The organism is Xanthomonas sp. NCPPB 3200 (assembly GCF_056393585.1).
Map to the genome: position 1 here is coordinate 4,028,664 of NZ_CM150785.1, position 25,346 is coordinate 4,054,009.

Below are 25,346 nucleotides of genomic sequence, written 5' to 3' on the forward strand. Positions count from 1 at the left end.
TCACCAAGAGATAAAAACATGAGCTCATTCGCGATCGTCGGCAGCGGCCCCATGGGCTTAATGGCTGCCATGGAACTACTGAAGAAAGGTCATCAGGTCGATGTATACGAACGCGATGACCGGATCGGTGGCATGTCCGCCGATTTTGATTTCGACGGCCTGCGCATCGAGCGCTATTACCACTTCATCTGCAAGACTGATTTCCCGCTGTTCAAGCTGCTCGAGGACCTAAAGCTGTCCGACCGCCTGCATTGGACCGACACCAAGATGGGGTACTACTACCAGGGCAAGCTGCACAAATGGGGAACGCCGTTCGCCCTGCTCGGTTTCCCGCATCTGGGACTAGTCGACAAGATCCGCTACGCGCTGCATGTCATGCACACCAAGGGTATCAGCGACTGGACCGCGCTGGATAAGGAGAACGCACGCGACTGGATTACCCGCTGGATCGGCCCCAAAGCCTACAAGGTGATGTGGGAGAAGGCGTTCGCGCTGAAGTTCTTCGAGTACCAGAACGATCTGTCCGCCTCGTGGATCGGCACCCGAATCAAGCGCGTGGCGTTGTCGCGGCGTAATCTTCTCAACGAAAGCATGGGCTATCTGGAAGGTGGCTCGGCCGTTCTGCTGGAACGCATGGCGGCAGAAGTTGCACGCCTGGGCGGTCGCATCCTGCTGTCGCAACCGATCGAGGAGGTCGCCTCGGCCGAAGGCCAGGTCACCGGCATCCGCACCCGCGACGGTCACCATCCCTACGACGGCGTCGTGTCGACCGCACCGCTCCAGTACGTGCCCGGCATGGTGCCCGGCCTGCCCAAGACGTTTGCCGACCAGGTCGGCGCGATCGAGAATATTCCGGTCGCCTGCGTGATCCTGAAGCTATCCAGGCCGGTCAGCGAAAACTTCTGGATGAACATCAGCGACGACCGGATCGCCATCCCCGGCCTGATCGAGTACAGCAACCTCAACCCCGGCAACGGCCCCGGCGAGCACATCGTGTATGCGCCCTACTACATGCCCAAGACCCACCCGAAGTGGCAGTGGAGCAATCAGCAGTTGATCGACGAGGTCATCAGCTACCTGCCGATGATCAACCCGGACTTCAAGCCGGAGTGGATCCGCGCCACCCATTGCCACCGTTACGAGTACGCGCAGACCATCTGCCCACCAGGCTTCCAGGACATGCTGCCGCCGATGAAGACGCCGCTGTGTGGATTCTTCATGGCAGACACCGCCTACTATTATCCGGAAGACCGATCGATCAACGAGAGCATTGACGTGGGCGCAGAGCTGGCCGCTGTCGCGGTGTCATACACATCGCGAGCCTGAGGATATGTTGAGCCGACAGTTCACGATGTTCCTTCTGGTCGGCGGTCTGGCCGCCGCCGTCAACTTTGGATCGAGAATCGCAATAGACGCAGTGCTCGACTACGTCCCTTCGATCATCGTCGCGTATTGCCTGGGCATGGTGACCGCGTTCGTGCTCAACCGCGCAATCGTGTTCAAGTCCGCCAACAATGCCCTCCACCACCAGGCCGCATGGTTCGTTGCAATCAACCTGCTGGCGGTACTCCAGACGATACTGGTCAGCCTGGCACTGGCGCGCTGGCTACTGCCCGGCATGGGACTCGAACAACATGCAGAGACCATTGCACATGCGGTGGGCGTCGCCGTGCCTGTGGTTACCAGCTACTTCGGGCATAAGTATCTTTCGTTCTCGACCCGATAGCCTGCTTGCCGCCTCCATTCCATCCGCCAGTCGTCGAATACAGAACTACGGAAAGTCCAACAATGAGCACCCAATCCGCCACGGCAGCGAACAAGAGCAGTTGGATCACAAAAGACAGAGTCGCGTTCTTCCTAGTCATCCTGGCCGCAATGGCATACAAGGGCAATGATGCGCTAAGCAACCCTCAGTTCTGGGCGGAGGACGCCACTGTCTTCTTCAAAGAACAGTTCGGCACGTCTCTGCCTCAGCTTTTCACTCCGTACGCGGGGTATCTACACTTTGTGCCGCGGCTAGTTGCATGGATTGCGTCATGGCTTCCCGCCGCGAAAGCACCGCTGATCTACAACGCGTCTGCAATTCTTTTGACGACCGCGGCCATCGTTGTAACTTGCAGGCGCATGAAGTCACATGTGCCCATGTGGATCGTAGCGCTGTCATTTCTGGCGGTTCCCACCAGTGGCGAGATCCTGGGCACCATCACTAACGCCCAGTGGTTTCTTCAGTTTGCCATGGCAGCTCTTTGCCTCACCCCGATGCAGGTCGCGCGCGGCTGGATGATCTGGATGCGCCCGCTGGCGGTCTTCGCCATGGCGCTTACCGGTCCTTTCTCCATCGTTCTGGCGTTGATCATTGCAGGCATGCTGACCATGGCCTACCTGTCGCGACGGTTCGAGCTGGACCCGTTCAATGGAGCCATGCGTGAGTTTGGCGCAACGCGCGATTGGGCGGCCTGGGCAGCAACGTGCACCGGTGCCATCGTTCAGGCTGCCGTCGTCATCACACACCCTCCGGTCAAGGGGGAAAGTCAAAAGGATCTGTTGTCGCTGCTCAAGATCACGTTCGGCGATCTGGTCCCCATTCATGCCTTCGGCAGCTCCTTCTTAACTGCGACCGCATGGTTGCTCTTGTTCGCTATGATCATCGGGACGTTAATTTTCTCGAAGCGAATCGAAGGACGCTCTCGCCTGATTGTGCTCGGCTTCGTCGCCTTCGCAGCGGCAGAAACATTCGCGCCTGTGCGGCTGAAGGAAGTCGCTCCCCTTTACCATTTTCTGCTAGCTGACCGCTATTTCTATCTAATCAAGGTTGTGTTGTGGTGGGGGGTATGGCTATCGATGACAGGTGACAGCCGTCGGAGTCAATGGAATGCCACTGTCGCCACAACGGCCCTGCTCTGCCTGGTGGCTGTAACTAACCAGCAGTACCTACGTCGCCCCACGTTTGTCGAGTTCAATTGGCAGAGCCACGCAAAGCAGTTGGAAACACCTGGTTCGTACACGGTTCCGCTCAATCCCCAGGGTTGGGGAGTGATCATCGATTCGAAACCCTCTGAGAGCAGCAAATGAGCTCAAGCGCACGCACCAACAACTTTGATGCCCTTAGGCTTCTCGGCGCGCTGCTGGTTGCGTTGGGTCATTCAATGGACATCGTCCTAGCGTATGACGGGCTCGGCAGGGCTACCAACAATCAGAGCTTCGGCGGACTCGGGCTAAACATCTTCTGCACCATCAGTGGGTTTCTCATTGCAAAGAGCAGATTCAGGAACGACGCATTGCCATTTTTCGAGGCCCGCGCCCTACGCATCTTCCCGGCCCTCTGTGTGGCGTTGCCGTTGCTCGCGTTTGGACTCGGGCCAATGTTTACTTCGCTCCCGCTGCGCGAATACCTCACCCATCCAGGCACCTGGTCGTTCCTCGCAACGGCCGCTGTGTTCCCTCTGAATCCGAGTCTGCCTGGCACATTCGGTGGCGCACCACTAGTAGGTCAGCTGTACTCTCTGACCGCGGAACTCGGCTTCTACATTCTGGTTGGGCTATTCGGGGGCTGGCGCCATTTCCACAAACTGGTCGCGATCCTGTTCGTCGCCGTAGTCGCTATCTTTGTAAGAAATGACTATGGCTCGCTCCCGTTCTCGCACCTTTTCATTATTTCAGTGGACGACCTTGTCACCTTTTTCTTTCCCATGCGCCTGGGGCTCACCTGTGTCTACTATCTGCTGGCAGGGTGCCTACTGGCCATTGCCTCTCCGTCACCAGAGAAACTGAAGAAGCTCGGTTGGATACTGTTCCCCATCTGGCTGCTCGCGCTCACTGGCAATGACAGGCGGGTCTATGACATGGTCGAGTTCGCCACGCTTCCGGTTGTAATTCTCGCGGTAGGCATGGCATCGCGTTTCACGCTGCGGATCCCGGACTGGTTTGGCGACATCTCGTACGGAATGTATATCTACCACTTTGCCATCGCCCTCGCGCTGGTTCAGATCATGCCCTCGTCGCTGTCGGGCTGGGCTAGGATCGCGCTGGCACTAGCAGTTTCCATTATCGCAGGCTGGCTTTCGTTCAGGCTTGTGGAGAAGCGCGCCCTCTCCCTGAAGTCCCGGTCCCGTACCGTTTCTCCCGAGGCGTCCGTGTCCGAACGCGCCGCCCATCAACCTTAGTAGGAGATTCTCCATTGATTTCTTCAAAGCAACGATATCTGGCACTTGCCCTGGCCCTGAGCTCGGTGGTTACTAGCTGTAAAGTAGAGAATCGCGGCGGCGGCACGGAGGCCCGGACGCCGGCGAGTACCAATAACCCGGCAGTAAAGCTGGATGCGGGCCTGAAAGCTACCAATCACGATGCGCTCCAGTGCCACCTTGATCTTGCATCAGGCCTGCCGGTTTCGGGCACCGTAGTGGTTAGCCGCGGTCAGGGCGCCTCCTTCGAAGGGTGGGCGTTCGAGACAGGCCAAGGGGTGCTACCAGAGAGTCTGTTGGTGTTCCAAGGCACTGCTGGGTCGTATTACGCCAAGGTGAAAGGCGGTGCCGAGCGACCGGACGTGGCAAATTCGTTTGGTCCAGAGCTGGGTAAGGCAGGCTTCACCACTGTCGTGGACATCTCCAACGTCGCTGCAGGCGAGTACGTGCTGTGGCTTGCCACAGGCATGAAAGCGTCAGACAAGGCCTGCAACCTCAAGGCAACTGTAAAGATCGAGGAATGACTCAGCGTTGCATGAGCACTGCCGATAATACAAGACAAAGGAGCCGGCGACAGCCGGCTCTTTTTTGTTGCGCTGCGAATTAGACCTTTCCGGATTCATGGGCATCTACTGCCCGGCGCATCGATGCGAAGCGATCAGCAACAGCCCTGTCGAAATCGCCACAGAAATCGATGGTTCTTGCGGCAATTGCTACTTGATAGCACAGATCCCGGTTAGAAACCAGGCGGTCAAGGACCTCGAACCAGTCACTGGGCTGTTCGGCAACCAGCATGCCGTTCACCCCATGGGTGACGGTAGAACGGTAAGGCTCAAGATCCGACACCACAGGCGCCAGGCCCAGGGCTGCATAATCGAGCACCTTGATCTCGCTCTTGCTTCTATTGAATCGAGTATCGCGAAGCGGCGAAATGCCGATGTCGAACGGCGTAATTGAGCCGATCCAGGACGCGAACGCCGGATACGAGCCACCCACAGAGGGGGGGACGGCCAGGACCGAATACCACTCCTGAGTTGCTGGCCCCTCCTTAACCCCGATCAGAGAGATATCCACACTGCTGCCGTGCTTGTTTTTGAGCTCCTTCAGACCGTCCAAAATCATCACAAGGTCGTCGTTGTGCGTCATGGTTCCCATGTAGAGGACACGGACCGGATCGGACAGGCCTAACGTCGGAGGTCGCTGCAGGGCAGGTTTCCAAACAGCGGGATCCAGCGCATTGCGGTGAACCTCCACATTGGATGCGCCCGCAGCTTGGAGCTCACCGCACAGTGTCGGCGTGGATGCCCAGATGACAGCCGCGTTTGCGCTAAAGTGATGCACCACGGCCAAAAGCGGTTGATATCTGCCATTCTCCGCGCGCGGATCCAAAGCAGCCAGGTTGTCGTCTAGATCGTAAATCAGCGGAATTCTGTGCGCGGCAGCGTACGCGGAAAGCGCTTCCGCTTCAGCCAATGTGGTGACGGCGGTACGGTGAGTCACAATGATGTCGGCTCGATAGCGGACCACATCCTTCGCCCGGACATAACGAACCCATGCCTGCCCTTGCGCCTGCATCGCGTCGAAGAACGCCATCAGACGAATATGGGCACACGGACTTGGTATGTCATGCGCGATCTCCATCACCACCACAATGCGCAACCGATCGCCGTGTGACAGCGACACCGGCGGGTGCTGCATGGCTTCCTGTGAATAGCCCGCGTCAGGCCCAGACACCGGGACCGACGCCGCCCGTTCAGAGAGAAGCATCTCGGTGTAGACGTTCTCACCGAAAACTTCGCGTAGCGCCAAAAGCCTCTTCACAAGCGAGTCAGGCGCGGTATCAGCAGGCATCAAGAAGGACCAGGGGCGTCCGCTCACACGCTCGGAGAACGCGCCAATGTCCGGCACAATAACAGGCAGTCCTGCCTCGAGACCGGCACTCAGCGTATAGCTGTATGTCTCTGGCCAACGTGATGCGAAAAGCAATACATCAGGCTTCTCGTTTTCCAGAATGGAGGTGAGCTCATTCTCAAGGTACCGCCCAGTCGTTCGGATCGCCGCCACGGTCGAGGGCGGAAGCTCTCCCTGCGGGTCACCGATGACGATGAACTCGATGGGCAGGTTCCGCTCCAGGGCGGTAATCGCCGCATCGATCACCAATTCACGCCCCTTGTGCTGGGCAAGTACGCCGATGACGCCGACCCGGAGCACATCCTGCGCGCCTAGTAAGCGCTGCAGGCGTGCGTGACGCCACTTCAACGGCGTATCTTCATGGTGAACGACCGTCACATTTGCATCCGGTGCGTAGCCCTTGATGCGTTCGGCCACGTCGATGCTGGGCGCGATGACGCGGCGCGCATCGCGAAGTACCCATTCGTAACGAAGCCGCCATGAGCGGATGTCGCCTACGCCGCGCTTGTCGTTACGCAGAATGCATGCATTGCATCCGGACGAATCGGGCTCTCCGCAGTATGAGACACCGTCGCTGGAAAGGTTGATCTGGGGGCAGACCGTAAAGTAGTCATGGACGGTGAAGTCAAATGGGACATCCAGCGCACCCAGTGCCTGCTCGACTTCTGGTCCGTAGCCGTAAAGGTGATGCACGTGCACGGCCGTTACGGGGAACACGGCGAGCAGCGCAGCCAGTTCGTCGCCGTTCGAGAACGCAAAATCGACCGTGATGTCGCTGTAGTCGTCCCACGCCTGCAGTGCGATCCCCGACGAAGACAAAATCGCCGAAGGCCGCATAGTCAAAATCTTGTAGTCCTTCGCATAGCGCTTGGTCAGTTCCTGCACGTGCCGTTCGGTGCCGCCGCCGAGCCCATGGCTCACCAGCAGCATCACCTTCGCCCTTTGCACCTTCCAGAGCTTTGCGGTTACGGCAAGACGATAGACACGACCCGGATCTTCTGCGACGTGACTCGCAACCTCGAGATTGTAGCGGGGGTGCTTGCGCAGCAACGCCGTGGCGCCAGCTTGCTTGGCGGCGGTTGCGCCGGCAGCAAAGCTCACCTCGCCAGCGTGAAACACAAACGTATCCATAGCTAGGATGTTCTTCCAGCCATTTTCCGTGGCGCGCATGCAGAGGTCGTTTTCTTCTCCGTAGCCCTTGCCGAACGCGTCCTCATCGAGGAGTCCGATCTCATCGAGACATGCTCGTTTGATCAGCATGCAGTAGCCGACGCCGGTCGGGATGGAGACACTGCGCCCGCGATTCGCGTCGGCACAGACCTTATCCATTTCCTCCACGGAGACGCCAGCCGGCAGCTTCCGCCGCCCGGAAAACTCCGGGTAGCTACAGATGGTCGCATTGTTGGACAACGGGGTGACCGTCGCGACACGCGGATCCAGATCGGCATGCGCGACGATCCGATCGAGCCAGTCGTTGGCCACCTCTGTATCGCTGTTGAGCAGCAACACGTCATTCTCGAGACCGAGTGACATGCCCCGATTGGTAGTCCCCACAAAACCCAGGTTAACCTCATTCTTGAGCAGCAGGAACCCAAACCTGGCCGCAGCCTGCTCAAGATAAACATGCATCTCAGGATCTGGAGAACAGTCATTGATGACGACCAGCCGGGCCGGAGTGCTGTTGCTTGCGCTTGCAGCAACGTAACTCTCGATGCAACGCGATGTTTCTTCGATGCCAAGGTAAACTGGGACGATAACGTCGACCATCCGACGCGACACATCAACCGCGCAAGCGGACTTGGGCGACGGCGCGACATCATCAACGGTCATCAGTCGCAGAGGCAGCGCGCGGCTCTCGGCACGACCAATGCGCAGGTAATGCAGCAACGGGTCTATGCCCGCCGAAGCAACATCGGGGTGGTCAGCCAGATAACGCCGGGTGTCGAACGCTGGGCCGGGCTGACGCCCTTCGAGGTAGCCGCCGAACGCATAGTGCTCCAGGGGATTTTTCTTGGCACGCGCCACATCCTGGTATTTGGACAGGTACCACGCACTATTGAAGAACTGGTTTGGGTCGCGTCCTTCATAGGCGCCCGATGCCATGTAGTGAACCAGAGGATTGAGCCCTGCCAGGGCTACGTCCTGATAGTTGGAGATGTACCACTGCGTCGAGAACAAGGGATGCGGGTCACGCAACTCACGCGCGCCGTGGGCCAGAAAGTGGGCAAGGGCATTCATCCCTGCCTCGGCAACGTCCGGATACGCGCTCAGATAGAACGCTGTGTCGAACAGCGGGACCGGCCGGCGTCCTTCAGACGCACCGTAATAGACATAGTGTGCAAGCGGGTTGATATGCAGCCGCGCGACGTCGGAGCTGCTGCGCGCATACCACTCAGGATCGAACAGCGGATTCGGCCAGAATCCCTTGTCGGCTCCTTCTTTCATGAAGTGCGCTAGGTAGTCGGTCACGCCGGCCAGATGGTTCGCATAACGCTCTGCGTACCAGTCATCATGGAACAGGCCGCTCGCGCGTACGCCTTCGTGCTCAGTCCTTGGGCTGCGCATCAACCCCATGACGAGATGGAACGTGCACTTGGCGCGCCACGCCAAATGACGCGAGCCAAAGTAGATCTTTCGCAACAGAGGCACACTAGCCGCGTGACGTCGGACAACCGGCATCGTGCGCCACAAATACTTCTGCCCGCCTCGCTTCACTTCCTTGATCAACCGCATTTAAAAATCCCCTGGATGCAGCTTCTATCACCACTTCTGAAGTGGCCCTTCACTTGCCCGCCCCCTTGATCTTCGACCAGAGCGTGGGGCGGTTGCGCAGGAAGTCGACGAGCGACGATACATCGCGCCCGATCATTCCAACCGACTGATTTTCTTCCCCAAGCTTGTCAGATATTGAGGACATTGCGTCTAGCAGTTGCTCCATCAGCTGGAGCTGCATGGAGCTGCTCTTGTTGACATTGTCCAGCACATTCATCGCTTCACGAAGACGTTCGGATGTGTCGCCCGACTCCACGCGAGCAAGGCGCTCGCCCTGGCGCAACGCCTCCAACAGCGTTTCAAACTGGGAACTGTGGTGGATGAAGCACAGTTCGACGACCGCGGCACCCTCGCCCACAGCATGGTTTGATGCCCAGAGGTCACCCACGGACAGCTCAAAGAAGGGGTTCCCGCTAGCTGAAAGCAGCTTGACCTTGTCGCCTGCGTCCATCCTGATACCGTCAAACGCGACCAGCCGATTGGACAGATCGAACAGAGGGAACAGTGCGGCGTCGTCTACGGACTTCTGCCAGCCCCAGCGCATCTCCGCGAGCTCGTACGTTCCTTCATCCGAACCTGGGTCGAACCGCACGAATGCCGGCTTCAGCCCCATAGGCAATGTGAAACGTATGCATTGCGAAAAGCCGTTGGCCCTGACGGCCACCTCGCCTCGCGAAAATCGTTCCTCGTAGTGACCATCAGCGTCGCGGTAGTAGAGCTTCAGACACGCCTGTTTGTCCTGCAGGCCATCGATCATGGGCTCCACCGCCGCCCCATCAATGTTCTGCGACATGGCGCGGAGAATGCCTGTGGACGACGCAGGCGAGTCATCCTGAAGTGACAGCTCCGCTGCCGTGCTGACCCCATAGCCCTCTAAATGCCGCGCAACGATTTGCGATTCTGCAGGCTTTCCCAGCCGGAACCGGATGTAGCTGGACGAGAACATCAGATCAAACGGGACGAGATAAGCAAACAGATAGAAGGAAAGCTTGCGCACTCTCTGGATGGGATCACTTTCCTCGGCAATGTAGCGATAGGAGGCATCTCCAAACACATCGACAGGTACGTCAAAGAGAATGGCCTCGAGCCCGACGCTGGAATTGACGCTCAACACTTTCCGGCATTCCCCGAAAAATGCCACCACCGAAGGCGATAGGTCGCGCGCTGCTTTGCCTGGCTTGAGATCAAAACGGCTGCCAGGGTGGGCCCTGATCAACAGCCGGTCCTCGCGATCTTCCATTAGGGCACGAGTGATGAGTCCAATGTTATCGTATCCGTTGTTGAAGCTGAGCAGATTGGAGTCATCCTCCACCTGCAGGACGACGCCAAGCATATGGCCCTTCGGAACGCGTTCAAGCTGCTGCAATGCAAACCCGCGGCGCAGGTCGTCGATGGTTGCGGCAATCTCAGGGAAGTCGTCAGCCTTTGCGTTTCTGGCTTCAGCTTCGGTGTTTCCGTTGACGCCGCTGAAATCCAGGTAACCGGTAGAGCGGTATTGCGGGTTCCGGAGCGGACCGACCTCCATGTAGATAACCGGGATTCCATACTCTGCCGCGACCGCCGCTAGTGAAGGGCAATTGCTCCAGGTCGTGATCGCCTCGATATCTGATGGAAGCGACGCGAGGCTTCCGCGTAGCTGCTGCATCAGCTCTGGAATTTCCTCGCTCAGGTACGCTCTGAAGAACTCAAGCGGATTGCCACCGTAGCGCGGGAGCAGCTGCTGCATCAGTCCGCTGTCCATCAGCGCAAAGTGGTGGCGGGCAAGTACTTCTGCACTCGGCGCGGCGTAGCCCAGTGCGGCGGCACGAGCCGGATCAAGCTCGGCTCGCCCGTCCAAGGCCGGGCTGCCGGGGGCAGCGAGGTAATCTGCGGACAGCATGAAGCAGATAGGTTCTTCGATGCTTGCCAGAAACTTGTAGAACACCCAGAGATAAGGGGCAGGCTCGCCGCGGAACGCGTATGGAGAAAGGAAGACAGCGATCATTGTGCCTCTCCGGTGACTTTGATCGGTGCGAACACGACGCCCACCTGCTCCCGAGCGGACCAGAATTTGATGCTCTGCATTGGCCGGCGCTGATCAAGTTCCTCGCGCGTACCGCTGGCGATACAAGCCAGACCGCAGTGCACCAGATAATCGCCAGCACTGATGGGAAGCTTCACCGTGTACTCGATCCGCTGGCGCCCCGGCTCTAGGGAAATGGGGTGATCTGCACGAATGTTGTTATCGCCCCACACGTCCCCACCCTGGGTACGCGTGATCGACACGCCAAGAGCAACGTCACTAATAGTGTCTGAGGAGGCAAGGGTGAACCTGAAGATGACTTCCTCGCCCGAACGAATGACCGGCGCCTCATCGAACGTTGCCCCGTCGGACCGCACGATCTCCAGAGATTCGATTATCGCCCGCGCCGAACCGAAGCGCTTCTCCGAGACATGCTCATTGACGCTGGAGCGCTGGATCTCAGTCAGATCCCTCAGCGTCAAGGCATCGCCGACTACAAAGTTCATGACCCGCTTGCTTTCCCGGGCCGCGATCATCCCCTTCTCGTACGTCAACACTGCCGCAAGTACATCACGCGTATCGGTCTGGATCTTCCCGCCGTCCATCACGATACAACGATCCGCGTATTCAAGGATGCTCCCGGTGGAATGGGTGACCATCAGAATGGTCACGCCCTTCCTGCGCAGTTCCTCCATTCGCTTGTAGCACTTGTACTGAAAGCCAATGTCGCCCACGGACAGCGCCTCATCGACGATGAGGATCTCCGGGTCCACGCATGCCTGCACGGCAAAGGCCAAGCGGACGTACATGCCGCTTGAGTAGGTCTTGATGGGTTGGTCGATGAACTGACCGATGCCGGCGAATTCCTCGATTTCCGGAAATCGTCGCAGCATTTCGGCCCGGGACAACCCCAACAGTTCGCCATTGAGGAAGACGTTTTCCCGCCCGGTGAATTCCGGATTGAACCCGGCACCCAGCTCCAGTAAGGCCGCCACCCTGCCATTGACGACGACATTGCCGTGGGTAGCCGCCAGGGTGCCACAGATGATCTGCAGCAGGGTAGACTTGCCCGCGCCATTACGTCCGATGATGCCTACGGTCTCGCCGCGGTTGAGGATAAAGCTCACGCCCTCAAGTGCACGAAACTCCCTGAAGTAGCGACGCGGCTGCATGCCGACTGAGCGCTGCAGGCGAGGCAGGATGAATTGCTTCAGCCTGTCCCGGGGAGTCTCGTAGATCGAGAAAGACTTGCTCAGGTTGTTGACCGAGATCGCGACTTCAGAGGACATCGGCGTAACCCTCCCTGGTCTTCTGGAACCATGCAAATCCCACCCATGCGACCAGGATACTGCCCGCCAGACGAAGCAGGTAGCCGCCCCATTCCGGCATGGAACTCTGGATCAGCACCGCCCGGACATCTTCAATGACCGACGTCATAGGATTCCATTGCATGACGTGCTGATATTCCATGGGAAGTGCAGAGACCGGATAGAAGATCGGCGACAGGAACATTAGTGCCGTCGTGAGCAACATGACCACCTGGGTAACGTCGCGCAGATAGACGCCAAGCGAAGCGAGCAGCCAGCTGAGCCCCATCAACAAGAACAGCATGGGCAGCAGAACAATCGGGAACAGCCACGCTGTGGCGGCGGGCACGCCGAAGAACACGCAGTAGAAGATCATCCACACCAGAAAACTCACTGCACCATGGAACAGCGCGCTGCCCAGGGAAACGACCGGCAGAATCTCCAGCGGGAACACCACCTTCTTCACGTAGTTGACGTTCATGAGGATGAGACTGGGCGATCTGTTTAAGCATTCGGAGAACACGTTGAACACCATCAATCCCGAGAACAGGACCATCGCGAATTCAATCTTGCTGCCTGATCCACCCGCCCAGCGCGCCTTGAACACCACGCTGAAAACAAGCGTGTAGATAAGCAGCATGAGCAGTGGATTGAAGAACGACCACAGGATGCCGAACATCGACCCGCGATAACGGCCAAGTACTTCACGTTTTATCAACGACCATGTCAGATGACGGTTCCCGGCAATCGCCGAGAACATCGCAAATGGTGATGTACGAAACTTCTGCATTTAATCGATCTTTCTGCTTTGGAGTATCACGCATACGAATAAAAGAGCTTGGACGACGGCATTACTGACGCAGCGCCTCTTCCAAATCCCCCCGCAAATCCCCCAAATCCTCAACCCCCACGCTCAGCCGCACCAGCGCATCGCTGATGCCAAGCTGGTCGCGGCGGGCCACCGGGATGGAGGCATGCGTCATGACGGCGGGATGGTTGACCAGGCTTTCGACGCCGCCGAGCGATTCGGCCAGGGTGAACAGTTCGGTCTTCTCGCAAAAACGTTTGGCCGCCTCGAAGCCGCCCTTGAGCACGATCGAGACGATGCCGCCGAAGCCGGACATCTGGCGCTGGGCCAGTGCGTGCTGCGGGTGCGAGGCCAGGCCGGGGTAGATCACCTTTTCGATCGCGGGGTGGGTTTCCAGCCATTGCGCCAGCGCCAGCGCGTTCTCGCAATGCGCGCGCATGCGCAGCGGCAGGGTCTTGAGGCCGCGCAAGGCGAGGAAGCTGTCGAAGGGCCCCTGCACGCCGCCGATGGAGTTCTGCAGGAAGGCCAGTTGCTCGGCCAGTTCGGCGTTGTCGCCGACCACCGCGATGCCGCCGACCATGTCCGAGTGGCCGTTGAGGTACTTGGTGGCCGAGTGCACCACGATGTCGGCGCCCAGGCCGAGCGGGCGTTGCAGCATCGGCGAGGCGAAGGTGTTGTCGACCACGATCAGCAGGCCATGCTTGCGCGCGATCGCAGCGATGGCGGCGATATCGACCAGCTTGAGCATCGGGTTGGTCGGGGTTTCGATCCACACCATCTTGGTGTCGGGACGGATCGCGGCTTCGAAGGCGGCCGCATCGGTCAGGTCGACGAAGCTGAAATCCAGGCCGGCGGTGCGGCGACGCACCCGCTCGAACAGGCGGAAGGTGCCGCCATACAGGTCGTCCATCGCCACCACGTGGCTGCCGGCGTCCAGCAACTCCATCACCGTGGAGGTGGCGGCCATGCCGGAGGCGAACGCGAACGCACGCGTGCCGCCTTCCAGCGACGCGACGCAGCGCTCATAGGCAAAGCGCGTGGGGTTGTGGGTACGCGAATACTCGAAGCCCTGATGCTCGCCCGGGCTGGACTGCGCATAGGTGGACGTCGCGTAGATCGGCGGCATCACCGCCCCGGTGCTGGGGTCCGGCGACTGCCCTCCATGGATCGCCAGCGTGGCGAGCGAGAGTTCGCGCTCGCCATCGTGGCTGGGTGTGGTGCGATTGGACATGGAGGTTCCCGGAAAAAGTGGCGGATTGTAGCAAGCAGGTCTGAATGGCCGGTGCCGCGCGTCCCATCCGGGCGCGCGGCCAGCTGCGATCACTGCACGCGGCGGCGCAGGTAGTTGAGCAGGTCGATGCGGGTGATCAGGCCCAGGAACTGGTTGCCGTCCATGACGATGGCGACCTGGCCGCGGTCGAACACCGGCAGCAGCGCCTCGATCGGCGAGGCGACATCTAGGCGATCGAGCTTGCTGACCATGGCAGTGGAGATCGGGTCGCGGAAGCGTGCCTCGTCGCCGTACACATGCAGCAGCACGTCGCTCTCGTCGACGATGCCGACCAGCTCGCCGTCATCGATGACCGGCAGCTGCGAGACGTCGTACAGCTTCATGCGCTGGTAGGCGGTGGTCAGCAGGTCCTTCGGCCCGACCACTACGGTGTCGCGCTTGTTGTACGGGCGCAGGATCAGGTCGCGCAGGTCGCCGTGCTGCGGGCGTTCCAGGAAGCCGTTGTCCAGCATCCAGTAGTCGTTGTACATCTTGGACAGGTACTTGTTGCCGGTATCGCAGACGAATACCAGCACGCGCTTGGGCGTGGTCTGCTCACGGCAATACTTCAGCGCGGCGGCCAGCAGGGTGCCGGTGGACGAGCCGCCGAGGATGCCCTCCTTGGCCAGCAGCTCGCGCGCGGTGTGAAAGCTTTCCGCGTCGCTGATCGAATAGGCCTTCTTGACCCGCGAAAAATCGGAAATGTCCGGCAGGAAGTCCTCGCCGATGCCTTCGACCAGCCAGCTGCCGGACTTCTCGCTGACCGTGCCCTCTTCGATGTACTGGGTCAGGATCGAGCCGACCGGGTCGGCCAGCACCAGCTCGGTGTGCGGCGAGGCGGTGGCGAAGGCGCGCGACAGGCCGGTCATGGTACCGGAGCTGCCGCAGCCGAACACGATCGCATCCAGATCGTTGTCCATCTGCGCCAGGATCTCCGGGCCGGTGCCGAATTCGTGCGCGGCCGGGTTGTCCGGGTTGCCGAACTGGTTGATGAAGTAGGCGCCCGGGGTCTCGGTGGCGATCTTGGCGGCCAGGTCCTGGTAGTACTCCGGGTGGCCCTTGGCCACGTCCGAACGGGTCAGCACCACCTGGGCGCCCATGGCCTTGAGGTTGAAGATCTTCTCGCGGCTCATCTTGTCCGGCACCACCAGGATCAACCGGTAGCCCTTCTGCTGGGCGACCAGTGCCAGACCCAGGCCGGTGTTGCCGGCGGTGCCTTCGACAAGGGTCGCGCCCGGGGTGAGGTCGCCACGCTGTTCGGCCGCCTCGATCATCGACAGGCCGATGCGGTCCTTGATCGATCCGCCGGGGTTGGCCGCCTCCAGCTTGAGGAACAGCTCGCAGACGCCGGTGTCCAGGTGCTGTGCCTTGACGATCGGCGTGTTGCCGATCAGTTCGAGTACGGAGGAATGGATCGCCATCGGAATATCGTCACTGCGTCGCGCGGGGCTTGGCCGCCCATTATCCGACGAACGGCTGGGGAATGCTCATTCAGACTGGAACCGATCGCGCTGGCCAATGAACGGGCGGGCTCAGCCAGCGCTGCGCCACTACCACCGGCATGAGTGCGCGGCCGCCAGGCGGGCATCGCGCCCTGCCGCCAGGCGCGTGACACGGGTTGCGCAAATAAAGACGCGGACGGTGGCAAGCCGACGAGGAGGCCGCCACCGCCCGCGGCGGTGAACTTGTTCTAGCGGTGGGGAAGGATCAGTGGGTGAGCTGGTCGTACATCCGGGTGAGCTTTTCTTTCGCCTGCAACTTCTCGCGCTTCATCTGGCCCAAGGTCACGTCGTCGATGGGGAGTACCCCGAGTTCGGCATCCATGCATTTCTTGTTCAAGAGCTTGTGGCGTTGGTACAGCTGCTTGAACTCGGGATCGGACTTGACCAATGCGTCGATTTCGGTCTGCGGTTGCCCTTCGAACATGGCGTTACCTCCTTCACTTGAAACACTTAAAACAAGAACGCCCCGGCCGCGGGCGGCACGGGGCGCTGCTTGGGGATGGAAGACTCGCGGATCACAATGGCAAGCGCACTGGCGGAACCAAAAAGCTGTCCACCGAATTGCGTTGATGCGTGCCCTTGCGTCACTGGCCCGGCCCTCCGTACTTCCAGGCAGCGGAGTGCTGCCCGGGAGTACGACCCTACGCCGGTCGCGGAGGGGGTTCAAGGCCAGAACGGCTGCTTTTGCCGTTCCCTGCCTCAATCAGTGACCGCGGTTCAACCGGGCGTCATGCCCGGGTTAAAAGACCTTAACTTCCAACCACTTGCATTAGGGCGCGACAACCACCTCGGCAGCGCGCGTCTTGCTGGCGGCGGCCTTGGTGCCATTGACCTGCAGCCGTGCGCTGGCGACACCGGCGGCCACCAAGGCGTCGCGTAACGCTTCGGCCCGCTTCTTGGCGGTGGCCGCATCGCTGTCGTAGCCGACGATGCTGACCCGGCCTTTCTTGCCGATGTTCAGATACTCGGCCAGTGCCTTGGCCTGCCCCGCGGCATCGCCGGACAGCGCGGCCTTGCCACCGAAGGCGCCACTGCCCAGCGAAAACACTTCGCCGCGGCTGTCGAACTTGGCGGACGGCAACTTGGCCCCGGCCACCAGTTCGGCTTCTTCATGCGCCAGTTGCACCGCTTTCTGCTGGGCCGCATTGAGCTTGGCGGTCTGCTTGCCGGCCACGCTGGTCAGCGCCAGCTCGGCGTCCTGGCGGGCCAGGGTTTCCTGTTCGGCCGCCTGCCGCATGCGCTCGGCCTCTTCGGCCTGGATCTGCGCCTGCACGCGCAGACGCTCGGCTTCCTGGCGCGCGCGCGAGGCGTCGCGGCGGCTGGCTTCGATCAGCAGGTCGTTGCGGGTGCCTTCCAGCCGATCCAGCTCGCGCCGCGCCAGTGCGGTGCGGGCGGTGAGTTCGGCGATTTCGACCCGGCGGTCGGCCAGGAACACCAGCTCGTCGCGGTCGCGCCGCTTGGCCTCGGCCAGCGCCGCCACGCTCTGCTGCGCCTGCAGCCGCTCGAAGCGGGCCAGTTCATTGGTCTGCGGGTCGTTCTGCAGCGCGGCCAGGCGCCGGTTGAGCGCGTCGGCCTGCGGGTCGTCCTTGGCCGCCATTGCCAGCGACGGCAGGGTGCCCAGGCTCAGTACACCCAGATAGAGAAGCGGACGCAGTTTCATCGGCCGGCCTCCCCGGTGTTGAGGCTGTTCTGCAGTTGCGCCACTTCCTTGCGCCGCTGTTCCAGCTGGGCGGTGACCACCGCCTCTTCGCTGCGCGCCTTGGCCAGATCGGCGTCGGCTGCTGCGCGCAAGGCGATCTGTGGCACCTGCTTGCGCTGGCGCTTGTCCAGTTGAGCCTGCTGGGCCTGCATCAGTTCCTGGCGGGCCAGATTGACCAGATCGGGTGCGTACTGGTCGGCATCGGCCTGGGTGGCGCGTTGCACCGCCTGTTCGGCGGCGGTGAGCTCCGGTGCCACCTGGGCGGCAGCCGGAGAGGAAAGAACCATGAAACAGGCGATGCCATACAGGGATCGCCGCAAGTATGCGAAGCTAGCCGTCATTAGGGGAGCCGTAGCGAGAAGTCTCGAGCACGGCCATTGTCGGAAGCCTGCGGCGGACTTGCAACGAGACGCTGCCGTTTGTTGGGGAACCATTGCGCATGGATATCGGCTACTTCCTGAAGCTGATGACCGAAAAGAATGCCTCGGACATGTTCTTGACCACCGGCGCACCGGTGTACATCAAGATCGAAGGCAAGCTCTACCCGCTCGGCAATACGGGGTTGCCGCCGGGAATGGTCAAGAAAATCGCTTATTCATTGATGGACGAAGGCCAGGTACCGCAGTTCGAGCGCGAGCTGGAGCTCAACATGGCCATTGCCCTGTCCGACGCCGGGCGCTTCCGCGTGAACGTGTTCAAGCAGCGCGGCGAGGTGGGCATGGTGATCCGCGCCATCCGCAGCCGGATCCCCAGCATCGAAGAGCTCAACCTGCCGCAGGTGCTCAAGGACGTCATCATGACCCCGCGCGGGCTGGTGCTGGTGGTCGGCTCGACCGGCTCGGGCAAGTCGACCTCGCTGGCCTCGATGATCGACCACCGCAACAGCACCACCACCGGGCACATCCTCACCATCGAGGACCCGATCGAATATCTGCACAAGCACAAGATGTCGATCGTGAACCAGCGCGAGGTGGGCCTGGACACGCACGCCTTCCAGAGCGCGCTGAAGAACGCGATGCGCGAGGCGCCGGACGTGATCCTGATCGGCGAGATCCTGGATGCCGAGACGATGGAGGCGGCGATCGCCTTCGCCGAGACCGGCCACCTGTGCCTGGCGACGCTGCACTCCAACAATGCCGACCAGACCATCGAGCGCATCCTCAATTTCTTCCCCGAGAGCGCGCACAAGAACGTGCTGATGAACCTGGCACTGAACCTGCGCGCCGTGGTGTCGCTGCGCCTGGTCAAGGGCGTGGACGGACGCCGCCGGCCGGCGACCGAAGTGCTGCTCAACACGCCGATGATCCGCGACCTGCTGCGCCGTGGCCAGGTGCACGAGGTCAAGCAGGCGATGGAGGAATCGCTGGAAGAAGGCATGCAGACCTTCGACCAATGCCTGTTCCGCATGGTCAAATCCGGCGAAATCGAACAGGAGGAAGCGCTGCGCGCGGCCGACTCGCGCGATGGCCTGGCGCTGAAGTTCCGCCTGTCCGAGGGCGGTTCCGGCGAGCACGACCCGTACGCGGATTACGAAACGGCAGCAGCGCCGAAGATCAGCCACGGCTTTATCTGATCATCGGCAGGCGCGCGGTGTTGCCGCGCACCTGCCCGGCGCGGCGGATTGCGCAGGGCCGTTGCCAGCGTACGAGCGGTGCGCACGGTTGGGACAGCGCAGCGGCTAGCTCCGATCAACCCATGAGTGCCGCCGAGCGCGGCCGATGCTCAGCGCACGGAGACGGCACGCCCGCCTGCGTGCCGCCCAGCCAGCCGACAACCGCTCGCTACCGGCACCTGCCCTGCCAGGGCTGCGAGTTCGACGCGGATGTGCCCCCGCACCAGGCAAAGGCCTGCCGCCGCTCAGGCCGGCACCGCGTCGACCTGCATTTCCGGCCGCGCCGCCGCGAATGCCGGCAATGCCAGGCAGGCCTGTTCGATACGTTGCAGGATCGGATACGCCACCAGATCGACGTCGAAACGGCGCGCGTTGTAGAGCTGCGGGATCAACACGCAATCGGCCAGGCCCGGCGTGTCGCCGTGGCAGAACGTGCCGGTATGCGGATCACCGGCCAACTGCGCTTCCATCGCCGCAAAACCGCGCTGCATCCAGTGCCGCGTCCATTGCTGGCGCTGCGCAGCATCCAGCTGCCATTCGCGCTCGAAAAACTGGGTGACGCGCAGGTTGTTGAGCGGATGCACGTCGCAGGCGATTACCTGCGCCAGGGCGCGCACGCGGGCGCGCGCGGCCGGCGCTGCGGGCAGCAGCCGCGCGCTGTCCGGGAACGCCTCTTCCAGATACTCCAGGATCGCCAGCGACTGCGGAATCACCACCGCGCCGTGCCGTAACGTGGGCACCAGTTCCTGCGGGTTGAGCTGCGCGTAGGCGGGTGCATGCTGCTCGCCGCCGTCGCGCACCAGATGCACCGGATGCGCGAGGTAGGCCAACGCCTTCAGGTGCAGGCCAATGCGCACGCGATACGCGGCGCTGGAGCGCCAGTACGAGAACAATTCCAGTGGCGCGCTCATGCCCGGCCTCGCATGCAGTGTTGTGCAGACGCCCTTGCCGATGTCATGGCAGCGGCTGACGTTCGACCCGCTGTTCGATCGCACCGAAGATGCTGGCGCCATCGGCAGCGAACATCTCGATCCGCACCACGTCGCCGAAGGACAGGAACGGAGTGCTCGGGGTGCCGTCGCGCAGGGTTTCCACCACGCGCTGCTCGGCAAAGCACGAGGCGCCCAGCGTGGTGTCCTGGTTGGCGATGGTGCCGGAGCCGACGATGGTGCCGGCCGAGAGCGGCCGCGTCCTGGCCGCGTGGGCGATCAGCTGGGCGAAGTCGAACTGCATGTCGTTGCCGGCTTCCGGCGCGCCGAACCAGGCGCCATTGACATGGGTGACCAGCGGCAGATGCACCTTGTTGTCGCGCCATGCCTCGTCCAGTTCATCCACGGTGACGAACACCGGCGACAGCGCCGAGCGCGGTTTGGATTGCACGAAGCCGAAGCCCTTGGCGAGCTCGGCCGGGATCAGGTTGCGCAGCGACACGTCGTTGACCAGGCCGACCAGCTGGATATGCGCGGCGGCCTGCTCGGGCGAGGCGCCCATCGGCACATCGTCGGTGATCACCACCAGCTCGGCTTCCAGATCGATGCCGTGGTCTTCGCTGATCACCTTGATCGCGTCGCGCGGGCCGTAGAACCCGGCGCTGGTGGCCTGGTACATCAGCGGGTCGGTGTAGAAGCTTTCCGGCACCTCGGCGTTGCGCGCACGGCGCACGCGCTCCACGTGCGGCAGGTAGGCGCTGCCGTCGACGAACTCGTAGGCGCGCGGCAACGGTGCGGCCAGGGCCTGCAGATCCAGATCGAACACGCCATCGGCGCTGCCCTCGTTGAGCGAGGCCGACAAGGCATTCAGGCGCGGCGCGACATTGCTCCAGTCTTCCAGCGCGCGCTGCAGCGTGGGCGCGATGCCGGTGGCGCGGACCGCGGTGCGCAGGTCGCGCGCGACCACGATCAGGCAGCCATCGCGGCCGCCCTCCTTCAGGGAACCTAGCTTCATGACCGTCCTGTGCTGTGGCTGATCGGTCGATTGTACGGCCTGTTGCAACAGTGGTTGCAACTGAAACAACTGACTCGTAGCCCAACCGATGAACTCGCCTTTTGTGCAGCGCGCCAAACGCGCGTACACTGGCGCGGTCTGCATGCGGCCGTCCGTTTCCCTTAGGGACAGCCGGCGAGGCCAGGATCGATCGATCCGCTCGCCCGCCCCACCCGACGCCTTTCGTGGTGCCGACAAACCCATCGCGTCTTGATTGGGTTGTTCCACCATCTCGCAGCGCGGTTCACGGGAACGCTCCGAGCCTCACTTTTTTGCATCTGCAATGCGTTTGCGCTCCGGGCATGGCCTGGCGGCGACGCTTTACTTGGAGCTTCCTGATGTCTTTTGAATCCCTGGGCCTGGCGCCCTTCCTGCTGCGCGCGTTGGCCGAGCAGGGCTACGAAACCCCCACTGCGATCCAGCAGCAGGCCATCCCGCTGGTGTTGGCAGGGCATGACCTGCTGGCCGGCGCACAGACCGGTACCGGCAAGACCGCCGCGTTCGGCCTGCCGTTGCTGCAGCACCTGGGCACCTCGCCGCAGCCGGTCAACGGCCCGCGCAAGCCGCGCGCGCTGATCCTGACCCCCACCCGCGAGCTGGCCACCCAGGTGCACGACAGCCTGCGCGGTTACAGCAAGTACCTGCGCATCCCGAGCGCGGTGATCTACGGCGGCGTGGGCATGGGCAACCAGCTCGATACCCTGCGTCGCGGCGTGGACCTGCTGATCGCCTGCCCGGGCCGGCTGATCGACCATATCGAGCGCCGCAGCGTGGATCTGTCCGGCATCGAAGTGCTGATCCTGGACGAAGCCGATCGCATGCTCGACATGGGCTTCCTGCCGTCGATCAAGCGCATCCTGACCAAGCTGCCGCGCCAGGACCGTCAGACCCTGCTGTTCTCGGCGACGTTCGAAGAGAACATCAAGCAGCTGGCGCTGGAGTTCATGCGCAACCCGATGCAGATCCAGGTCACCCCGAGCAACACCGTGGCCGAGAGCATCACCCACCGCGTGCACCCGGTCGATGGCGCGCGCAAGCGCGACCTGCTGCTGCACCTGCTGGCGCAGGACAGCCGCGAGCAGACCCTGGTGTTCGCCCGCACCAAGCACGGCAGCGACAAGCTGGCGCTGTTCCTGGAAAAGTCCGGCATCAAGACCGCGGCGATCCATGGCAACAAGAGCCAGGGCCAGCGCATGCGCGCGCTGAGCGACTTCAAGGCCGGCCGCGTGACCGTGCTGGTGGCCACCGATATCGCCGCGCGCGGCATCGACATCGACCAGTTGCCCAAGGTCATCAACTACGACCTGCCGATGGTGGCCGAGGATTACGTGCACCGCATCGGCCGCACCGGCCGTAACGGTTCCACCGGCGAGGCGATCTCGCTGGTGGCGCAGGACGAAGCCAAGCTGCTGCGCCAGATCGTGCGCATGCTGGGCCGCGACGTGGAAATCCGCGACGTACCGGGTTACGAGCCGCAGACCCCGATCCGTTGGGGCAATAGCGCGCCGGGCCGTGCCGAGCAGCCGGGCGGCGATCGCGCCCCGCGCAAGAGCCACGCCCGTCGTCCGCATGGCGATGCACCGCGTCAGGCGCATGCGCATGCCGGCCCGAAGAAGCCGGGCGGCCAGCGCAGCAGCGGTCCGCGTCAGGCCGGTGTTGCCGCCGGTGCCGGTGCAGGCCGTCGCGATGGTGGCCGTGGCGGTCAGCGTCCGGGCGGCTCGCGCTGACGCCTGCGCGCTGGTTTTGGCCGGCGCCGCGGCTTGAAGTGAATTGAAAAAGCCGCCCTTCGGGGCGGCTTTTTTGTGGGCGCAGTTCAGGCGATACGCGTGATGCAGCGCGAAGGAGATGGCGCCCGAGCCTCGTGCGTGCCATCCCAAGAGGCCGCAGTTATACAGCGATCCCTAGGAATGACGGGTGGCTGCGCAAGCAACCACCGTTCGTCGCTCGCCTAGCCTTCGATCAACGCGGTATTGCGATCGATCGCCTCGCGATACCGATCCAGCACCGCGGCGGTCTGCACGATGTAGGCGCTCAGATCCTCCCAGCGCCGGTCTTCCAGCGCTTCGCGGATGCCGGGCAAGGTCTTGACCTCGTATCCGGTGGCCAGGCCGGGCGCGTAGATCAGGTTCCGGTACCACGGCCGCCCCGGCAGACCGCCTTCGGCCAGCAGGGTCTGGTCGATGCGCTGCAGCGAGGCATTGAGCGTGCCGCGCACACGTGCATCCAACCCGCCGCCGCGCGATGCCAGTGCATCGTCATAGCGTCTGGCACTGGTTTGTAGGCGGGTAATGGCCTGATCCAGTGCGGCAAAGTCGATCTGCGGCGCCGCGGCTTTCGGCTCGGGGGCGCGTTGCGGCCGGTTCGGGTTATCGATGGCGGCATAGGCACCGGCCTGCAACAACGCGGCCTGGGTGCGGGCGGCAGTGCGGTCGCTGTCGGCCTGCTGCTTGAGCTCCTGCGCGTAGCCGGCCACCGCGTCGGCGAAGTCGCCGAAGCGTTGCGGCAACACCGGCGCGTTGGCGACGCGCAGCACCGTGCGGCCGACCGTCTGCGACAACAGCGGCAGATAGCTGAAATCCGGGTCGATATAGCGCGCGAAATAATCGTAGGAGTCGTACAGCGAGTGATAGACACCGCTGCCGCCGCCCTGCCCGCCATAGCCCAGATCCAGCGTGGTCAGCCCCAGATGCTGCAGGAACGGGCTGTAGTCGCTGCCCGAGCCCAGCGCCTTCAGCGGCACGTCGCCGCCGGCCGCGAGCTGCTTGGCGATGTCTTTTTGCGCCGGCTTGGCGGTGGGGGCCAGCGCGTCGATGCGGGCACGGGCGCGTTGCCGTTCGAGCACGCTCACGCCGCTGTCGGGGTCGCGCAGATCCGCCGCCACGCCGTTGACCAGGCGTTGCAGCGCATGGCTGCCGCCGGCATTGAGAAAGCCGCGCCCGTTGCCGTCGGTGTTGACGTACAGCACCGCCTTGCGGCGCAGTTCGTCGGCGTGCTGTTCGGCCCATTCGGTGGAGCCGAGCAGGCCGGCCTCCTCGCCGTCCCAACTGGCGTAGACGAGCGTGCGCTTGGGGCGCTGCCCCTGCCTGGCCAGCTCGCCGATCGCCTTGGCTTCGGCCAGCAAGGCGGTGGTACCCGAGAGCGGATCGGCCGCACCGAACACCCAGCCGTCGCGGTGATTGCCGCGCACCACCCACTGGTCCGGATACTCGCTGCCACGCAGGGTGGCGATGACGTTGTAGATGGTCTTGCTGCCCCACTCCGCATCCACCTTGAGATGCACGCGCGCGGTGTCGTCGCCGCCGATGCGGTAGGTGATCGGCAGCGCGCCGCGCCAGTCCTCCGGTGCCACCGGCCCGCCCAACGCGGCCAGCAAGGGCTGCGCGTCGCCCCAACTGATCGGCAGGGTCGGGATCTTCAACACGCTGCCGGCCTGGTCGATCTTCAGGCGTTTGGCGCCCTTGCTGGCGCCGACGCCCGGGGTCAGCGGATCGCCGGGATAGATCGCGAAATTGGCAACCGAGCCGCGTTGCACGCTCCATTGATTGCGCGCCGGGCCATCCGGATACGCCCGATCCTGAAAATAACCGTCGTCGCGCGGATCGGAATAGATGATCGCGCCGATCGCGCCATGCTCCTGCGCCAGCCGCGGCTTGAGTCCGCGCCAACCCTTGCCGTAGCGGGCGATGACGATCTTGCCGCGCACATCCACGCCATTGCGCGCCAGCGCTTCGTAGTCTTCGGCGATGCCGTAATTGACGTAGACCAGATCGCCGGTGACATCGCCGTTGCCGCCGTAGATCACATACGGCGGCAGCACGTTCTCGGTCTGGGTGGAGGTGCTGTCGCCCGGCAGCGGCGGCTCCTTCAGACGCGCGACATACGGCTTGGGGCCGAGCAATTCCAGCTGCGAGCTCCTGGGCGAGGGCCACAGCACCTCGAAGGTTTCGATGCGCGCATCCCACCCGTAGCCGCGCAGGCGGTTTTGCAGATCGCGGGCGTTCTCCAGGTTGTGCGGCGCGCCAACGTGATTGGGCGCCGACGACCATTGCTTCAACCAGCCGCGATAATCGGCGTCCTTCAGGCCGCTATCGAAACGCGCTTCCAGCGCGCGCTGCGCCTGTGCGGCAGCGGCGTCGTAACCCGGCAGCGCGACGGGTTGGGCCGCAGGTTGGGCCGCAGGTTGGGCGGCGAGGCAAGGTGCGACAAAGGCCAGGGCGAGCAGCCAGGCATGCGGCGAAGACGTCATCGGAGTTCCTTGAGAGTGTCCGGGGGCGAACGGCGATTGGGTTGAGACAGCAC

The 25,346-nt window shown here is 62.4% G+C and carries 19 protein-coding genes; 7 read left to right on the top strand and 12 right to left on the bottom strand.

Annotation, left to right across the window (positions count from 1 at the left end; translation table 11 throughout):
* Positions 1 to 18: 18 nt before the first annotated feature.
* The 5 genes from AC06DU_RS17255 (at position 19) to AC06DU_RS17275 (ending at position 4,705) form a co-directional block, all read left to right on the top strand.
* On the top strand, positions 19 to 1,326 hold the full coding sequence (locus AC06DU_RS17255; RefSeq protein WP_478204441.1) for an NAD(P)/FAD-dependent oxidoreductase: 1,308 nt from the start codon (positions 19 to 21) through the stop codon (positions 1,324 to 1,326).
* A 4-nt stretch (positions 1,327 to 1,330) separates the two neighbouring features.
* Entirely contained in the window at positions 1,331 to 1,726 is a 396-nt protein-coding gene (locus AC06DU_RS17260; RefSeq protein ID WP_478202903.1) for a GtrA family protein, read from the top strand.
* A gap of 62 nt (positions 1,727 to 1,788) precedes the next feature.
* Entirely contained in the window at positions 1,789 to 3,072 is a 1,284-nt protein-coding gene (locus tag AC06DU_RS17265) for a hypothetical protein (RefSeq protein ID WP_478202904.1), read from the top strand.
* On the top strand, positions 3,069 to 4,163 hold the full coding sequence (locus AC06DU_RS17270) for an acyltransferase family protein (protein WP_478202905.1): 1,095 nt from the start codon (positions 3,069 to 3,071) through the stop codon (positions 4,161 to 4,163). The genes AC06DU_RS17265 and AC06DU_RS17270 overlap by 4 nt, the downstream gene beginning before the upstream one ends.
* Positions 4,164 to 4,177: 14 nt before the next feature.
* Positions 4,178 to 4,705 carry a hypothetical protein gene (locus tag AC06DU_RS17275; RefSeq protein ID WP_478202906.1) on the top strand — a complete coding sequence of 176 codons (528 nt, stop codon included), beginning with the start codon at positions 4,178 to 4,180 and terminating at the stop codon, positions 4,703 to 4,705.
* 79 nt (positions 4,706 to 4,784) lie between these two features.
* Here the strand turns inward: AC06DU_RS17275 and AC06DU_RS17280 are convergent, their stop codons facing one another.
* The 9 genes from AC06DU_RS17280 to AC06DU_RS17320 all read right to left on the bottom strand — a co-directional run bounded on the left by AC06DU_RS17280 (position 4,785) and on the right by AC06DU_RS17320 (position 17,793).
* Positions 4,785 to 8,825: a glycosyltransferase gene (locus AC06DU_RS17280; RefSeq protein WP_478202907.1), complete on the bottom strand. Its 4,041-nt coding sequence runs from the start codon at positions 8,823 to 8,825 to the stop codon at positions 4,785 to 4,787.
* Positions 8,826 to 8,874: 49 nt separating this feature from the next.
* Positions 8,875 to 10,848: a GT99 family glycosyltransferase N-terminal domain-containing protein gene (locus tag AC06DU_RS17285; RefSeq protein ID WP_478202908.1), complete on the bottom strand. Its 1,974-nt coding sequence runs from the start codon at positions 10,846 to 10,848 to the stop codon at positions 8,875 to 8,877.
* Positions 10,845 to 12,155 (bottom strand): ABC transporter ATP-binding protein, encoded by a 1,311-nt coding sequence (locus AC06DU_RS17290; RefSeq protein ID WP_478202909.1) that lies wholly within the window; start codon positions 12,153 to 12,155, stop codon positions 10,845 to 10,847. Before AC06DU_RS17290 ends, AC06DU_RS17285 begins: the two co-directional genes overlap by 4 nt.
* Complete coding sequence (locus tag AC06DU_RS17295) at positions 12,145 to 12,963, bottom strand: ABC transporter permease (RefSeq protein ID WP_478202910.1); 819 nt, start codon at positions 12,961 to 12,963, stop codon at positions 12,145 to 12,147. Before AC06DU_RS17295 ends, AC06DU_RS17290 begins: the two co-directional genes overlap by 11 nt.
* Before the next feature lie 61 nt (positions 12,964 to 13,024).
* The gene (locus tag AC06DU_RS17300; protein WP_478202911.1) at positions 13,025 to 14,212 is read right to left on the bottom strand and encodes a cystathionine gamma-synthase; all 1,188 of its coding nucleotides are present in this window, start codon (positions 14,210 to 14,212) and stop codon (positions 13,025 to 13,027) included.
* Between the two features lie 89 nt (positions 14,213 to 14,301).
* Positions 14,302 to 15,672: a pyridoxal-phosphate dependent enzyme gene (locus AC06DU_RS17305; RefSeq protein ID WP_104608242.1), complete on the bottom strand. Its 1,371-nt coding sequence runs from the start codon at positions 15,670 to 15,672 to the stop codon at positions 14,302 to 14,304.
* Positions 15,673 to 15,958: 286 nt separating this feature from the next.
* Positions 15,959 to 16,177 carry an HP1242/YdcH family protein gene (locus AC06DU_RS17310; protein WP_002814034.1) on the bottom strand — a complete coding sequence of 73 codons (219 nt, stop codon included), beginning with the start codon at positions 16,175 to 16,177 and terminating at the stop codon, positions 15,959 to 15,961.
* Positions 16,178 to 16,522: 345 nt separating this feature from the next.
* The gene (locus AC06DU_RS17315; protein WP_046344413.1) at positions 16,523 to 17,413 is read right to left on the bottom strand and encodes a coiled-coil domain-containing protein; all 891 of its coding nucleotides are present in this window, start codon (positions 17,411 to 17,413) and stop codon (positions 16,523 to 16,525) included.
* The gene (locus AC06DU_RS17320; RefSeq protein ID WP_039525328.1) at positions 17,410 to 17,793 is read right to left on the bottom strand and encodes a DUF4398 domain-containing protein; all 384 of its coding nucleotides are present in this window, start codon (positions 17,791 to 17,793) and stop codon (positions 17,410 to 17,412) included. Before AC06DU_RS17320 ends, AC06DU_RS17315 begins: the two co-directional genes overlap by 4 nt.
* Before the next feature lie 98 nt (positions 17,794 to 17,891).
* Between AC06DU_RS17320 and AC06DU_RS17325 the strand changes: the two genes are divergently transcribed.
* Positions 17,892 to 19,025: a PilT/PilU family type 4a pilus ATPase gene (locus tag AC06DU_RS17325; protein WP_016900968.1), complete on the top strand. Its 1,134-nt coding sequence runs from the start codon at positions 17,892 to 17,894 to the stop codon at positions 19,023 to 19,025.
* Between the two features lie 284 nt (positions 19,026 to 19,309).
* Here AC06DU_RS17325 and maiA read toward each other — a convergent pair whose 3' ends face one another.
* Positions 19,310 to 19,975, bottom strand: coding sequence for a maleylacetoacetate isomerase (maiA, locus tag AC06DU_RS17330; protein WP_054592353.1), 666 nt, complete (start codon positions 19,973 to 19,975; stop codon positions 19,310 to 19,312).
* Positions 19,976 to 20,018: 43 nt separating this feature from the next.
* Positions 20,019 to 21,077, bottom strand: a complete 1,059-nt coding sequence (locus AC06DU_RS17335; RefSeq protein ID WP_349778406.1) for a fumarylacetoacetate hydrolase family protein — start codon at positions 21,075 to 21,077, stop codon at positions 20,019 to 20,021.
* Between the two features lie 308 nt (positions 21,078 to 21,385).
* Between AC06DU_RS17335 and AC06DU_RS17340 the strand changes: the two genes are divergently transcribed.
* On the top strand, positions 21,386 to 22,774 hold the full coding sequence (locus tag AC06DU_RS17340; RefSeq protein ID WP_039525325.1) for a DEAD/DEAH box helicase: 1,389 nt from the start codon (positions 21,386 to 21,388) through the stop codon (positions 22,772 to 22,774).
* A gap of 221 nt (positions 22,775 to 22,995) precedes the next feature.
* Here the strand turns inward: AC06DU_RS17340 and AC06DU_RS17345 are convergent, their stop codons facing one another.
* The gene (locus AC06DU_RS17345) at positions 22,996 to 25,293 is read right to left on the bottom strand and encodes a transferrin receptor-like dimerization domain-containing protein (protein WP_478202912.1); all 2,298 of its coding nucleotides are present in this window, start codon (positions 25,291 to 25,293) and stop codon (positions 22,996 to 22,998) included.
* Positions 25,294 to 25,346 lie beyond the last annotated feature (53 nt).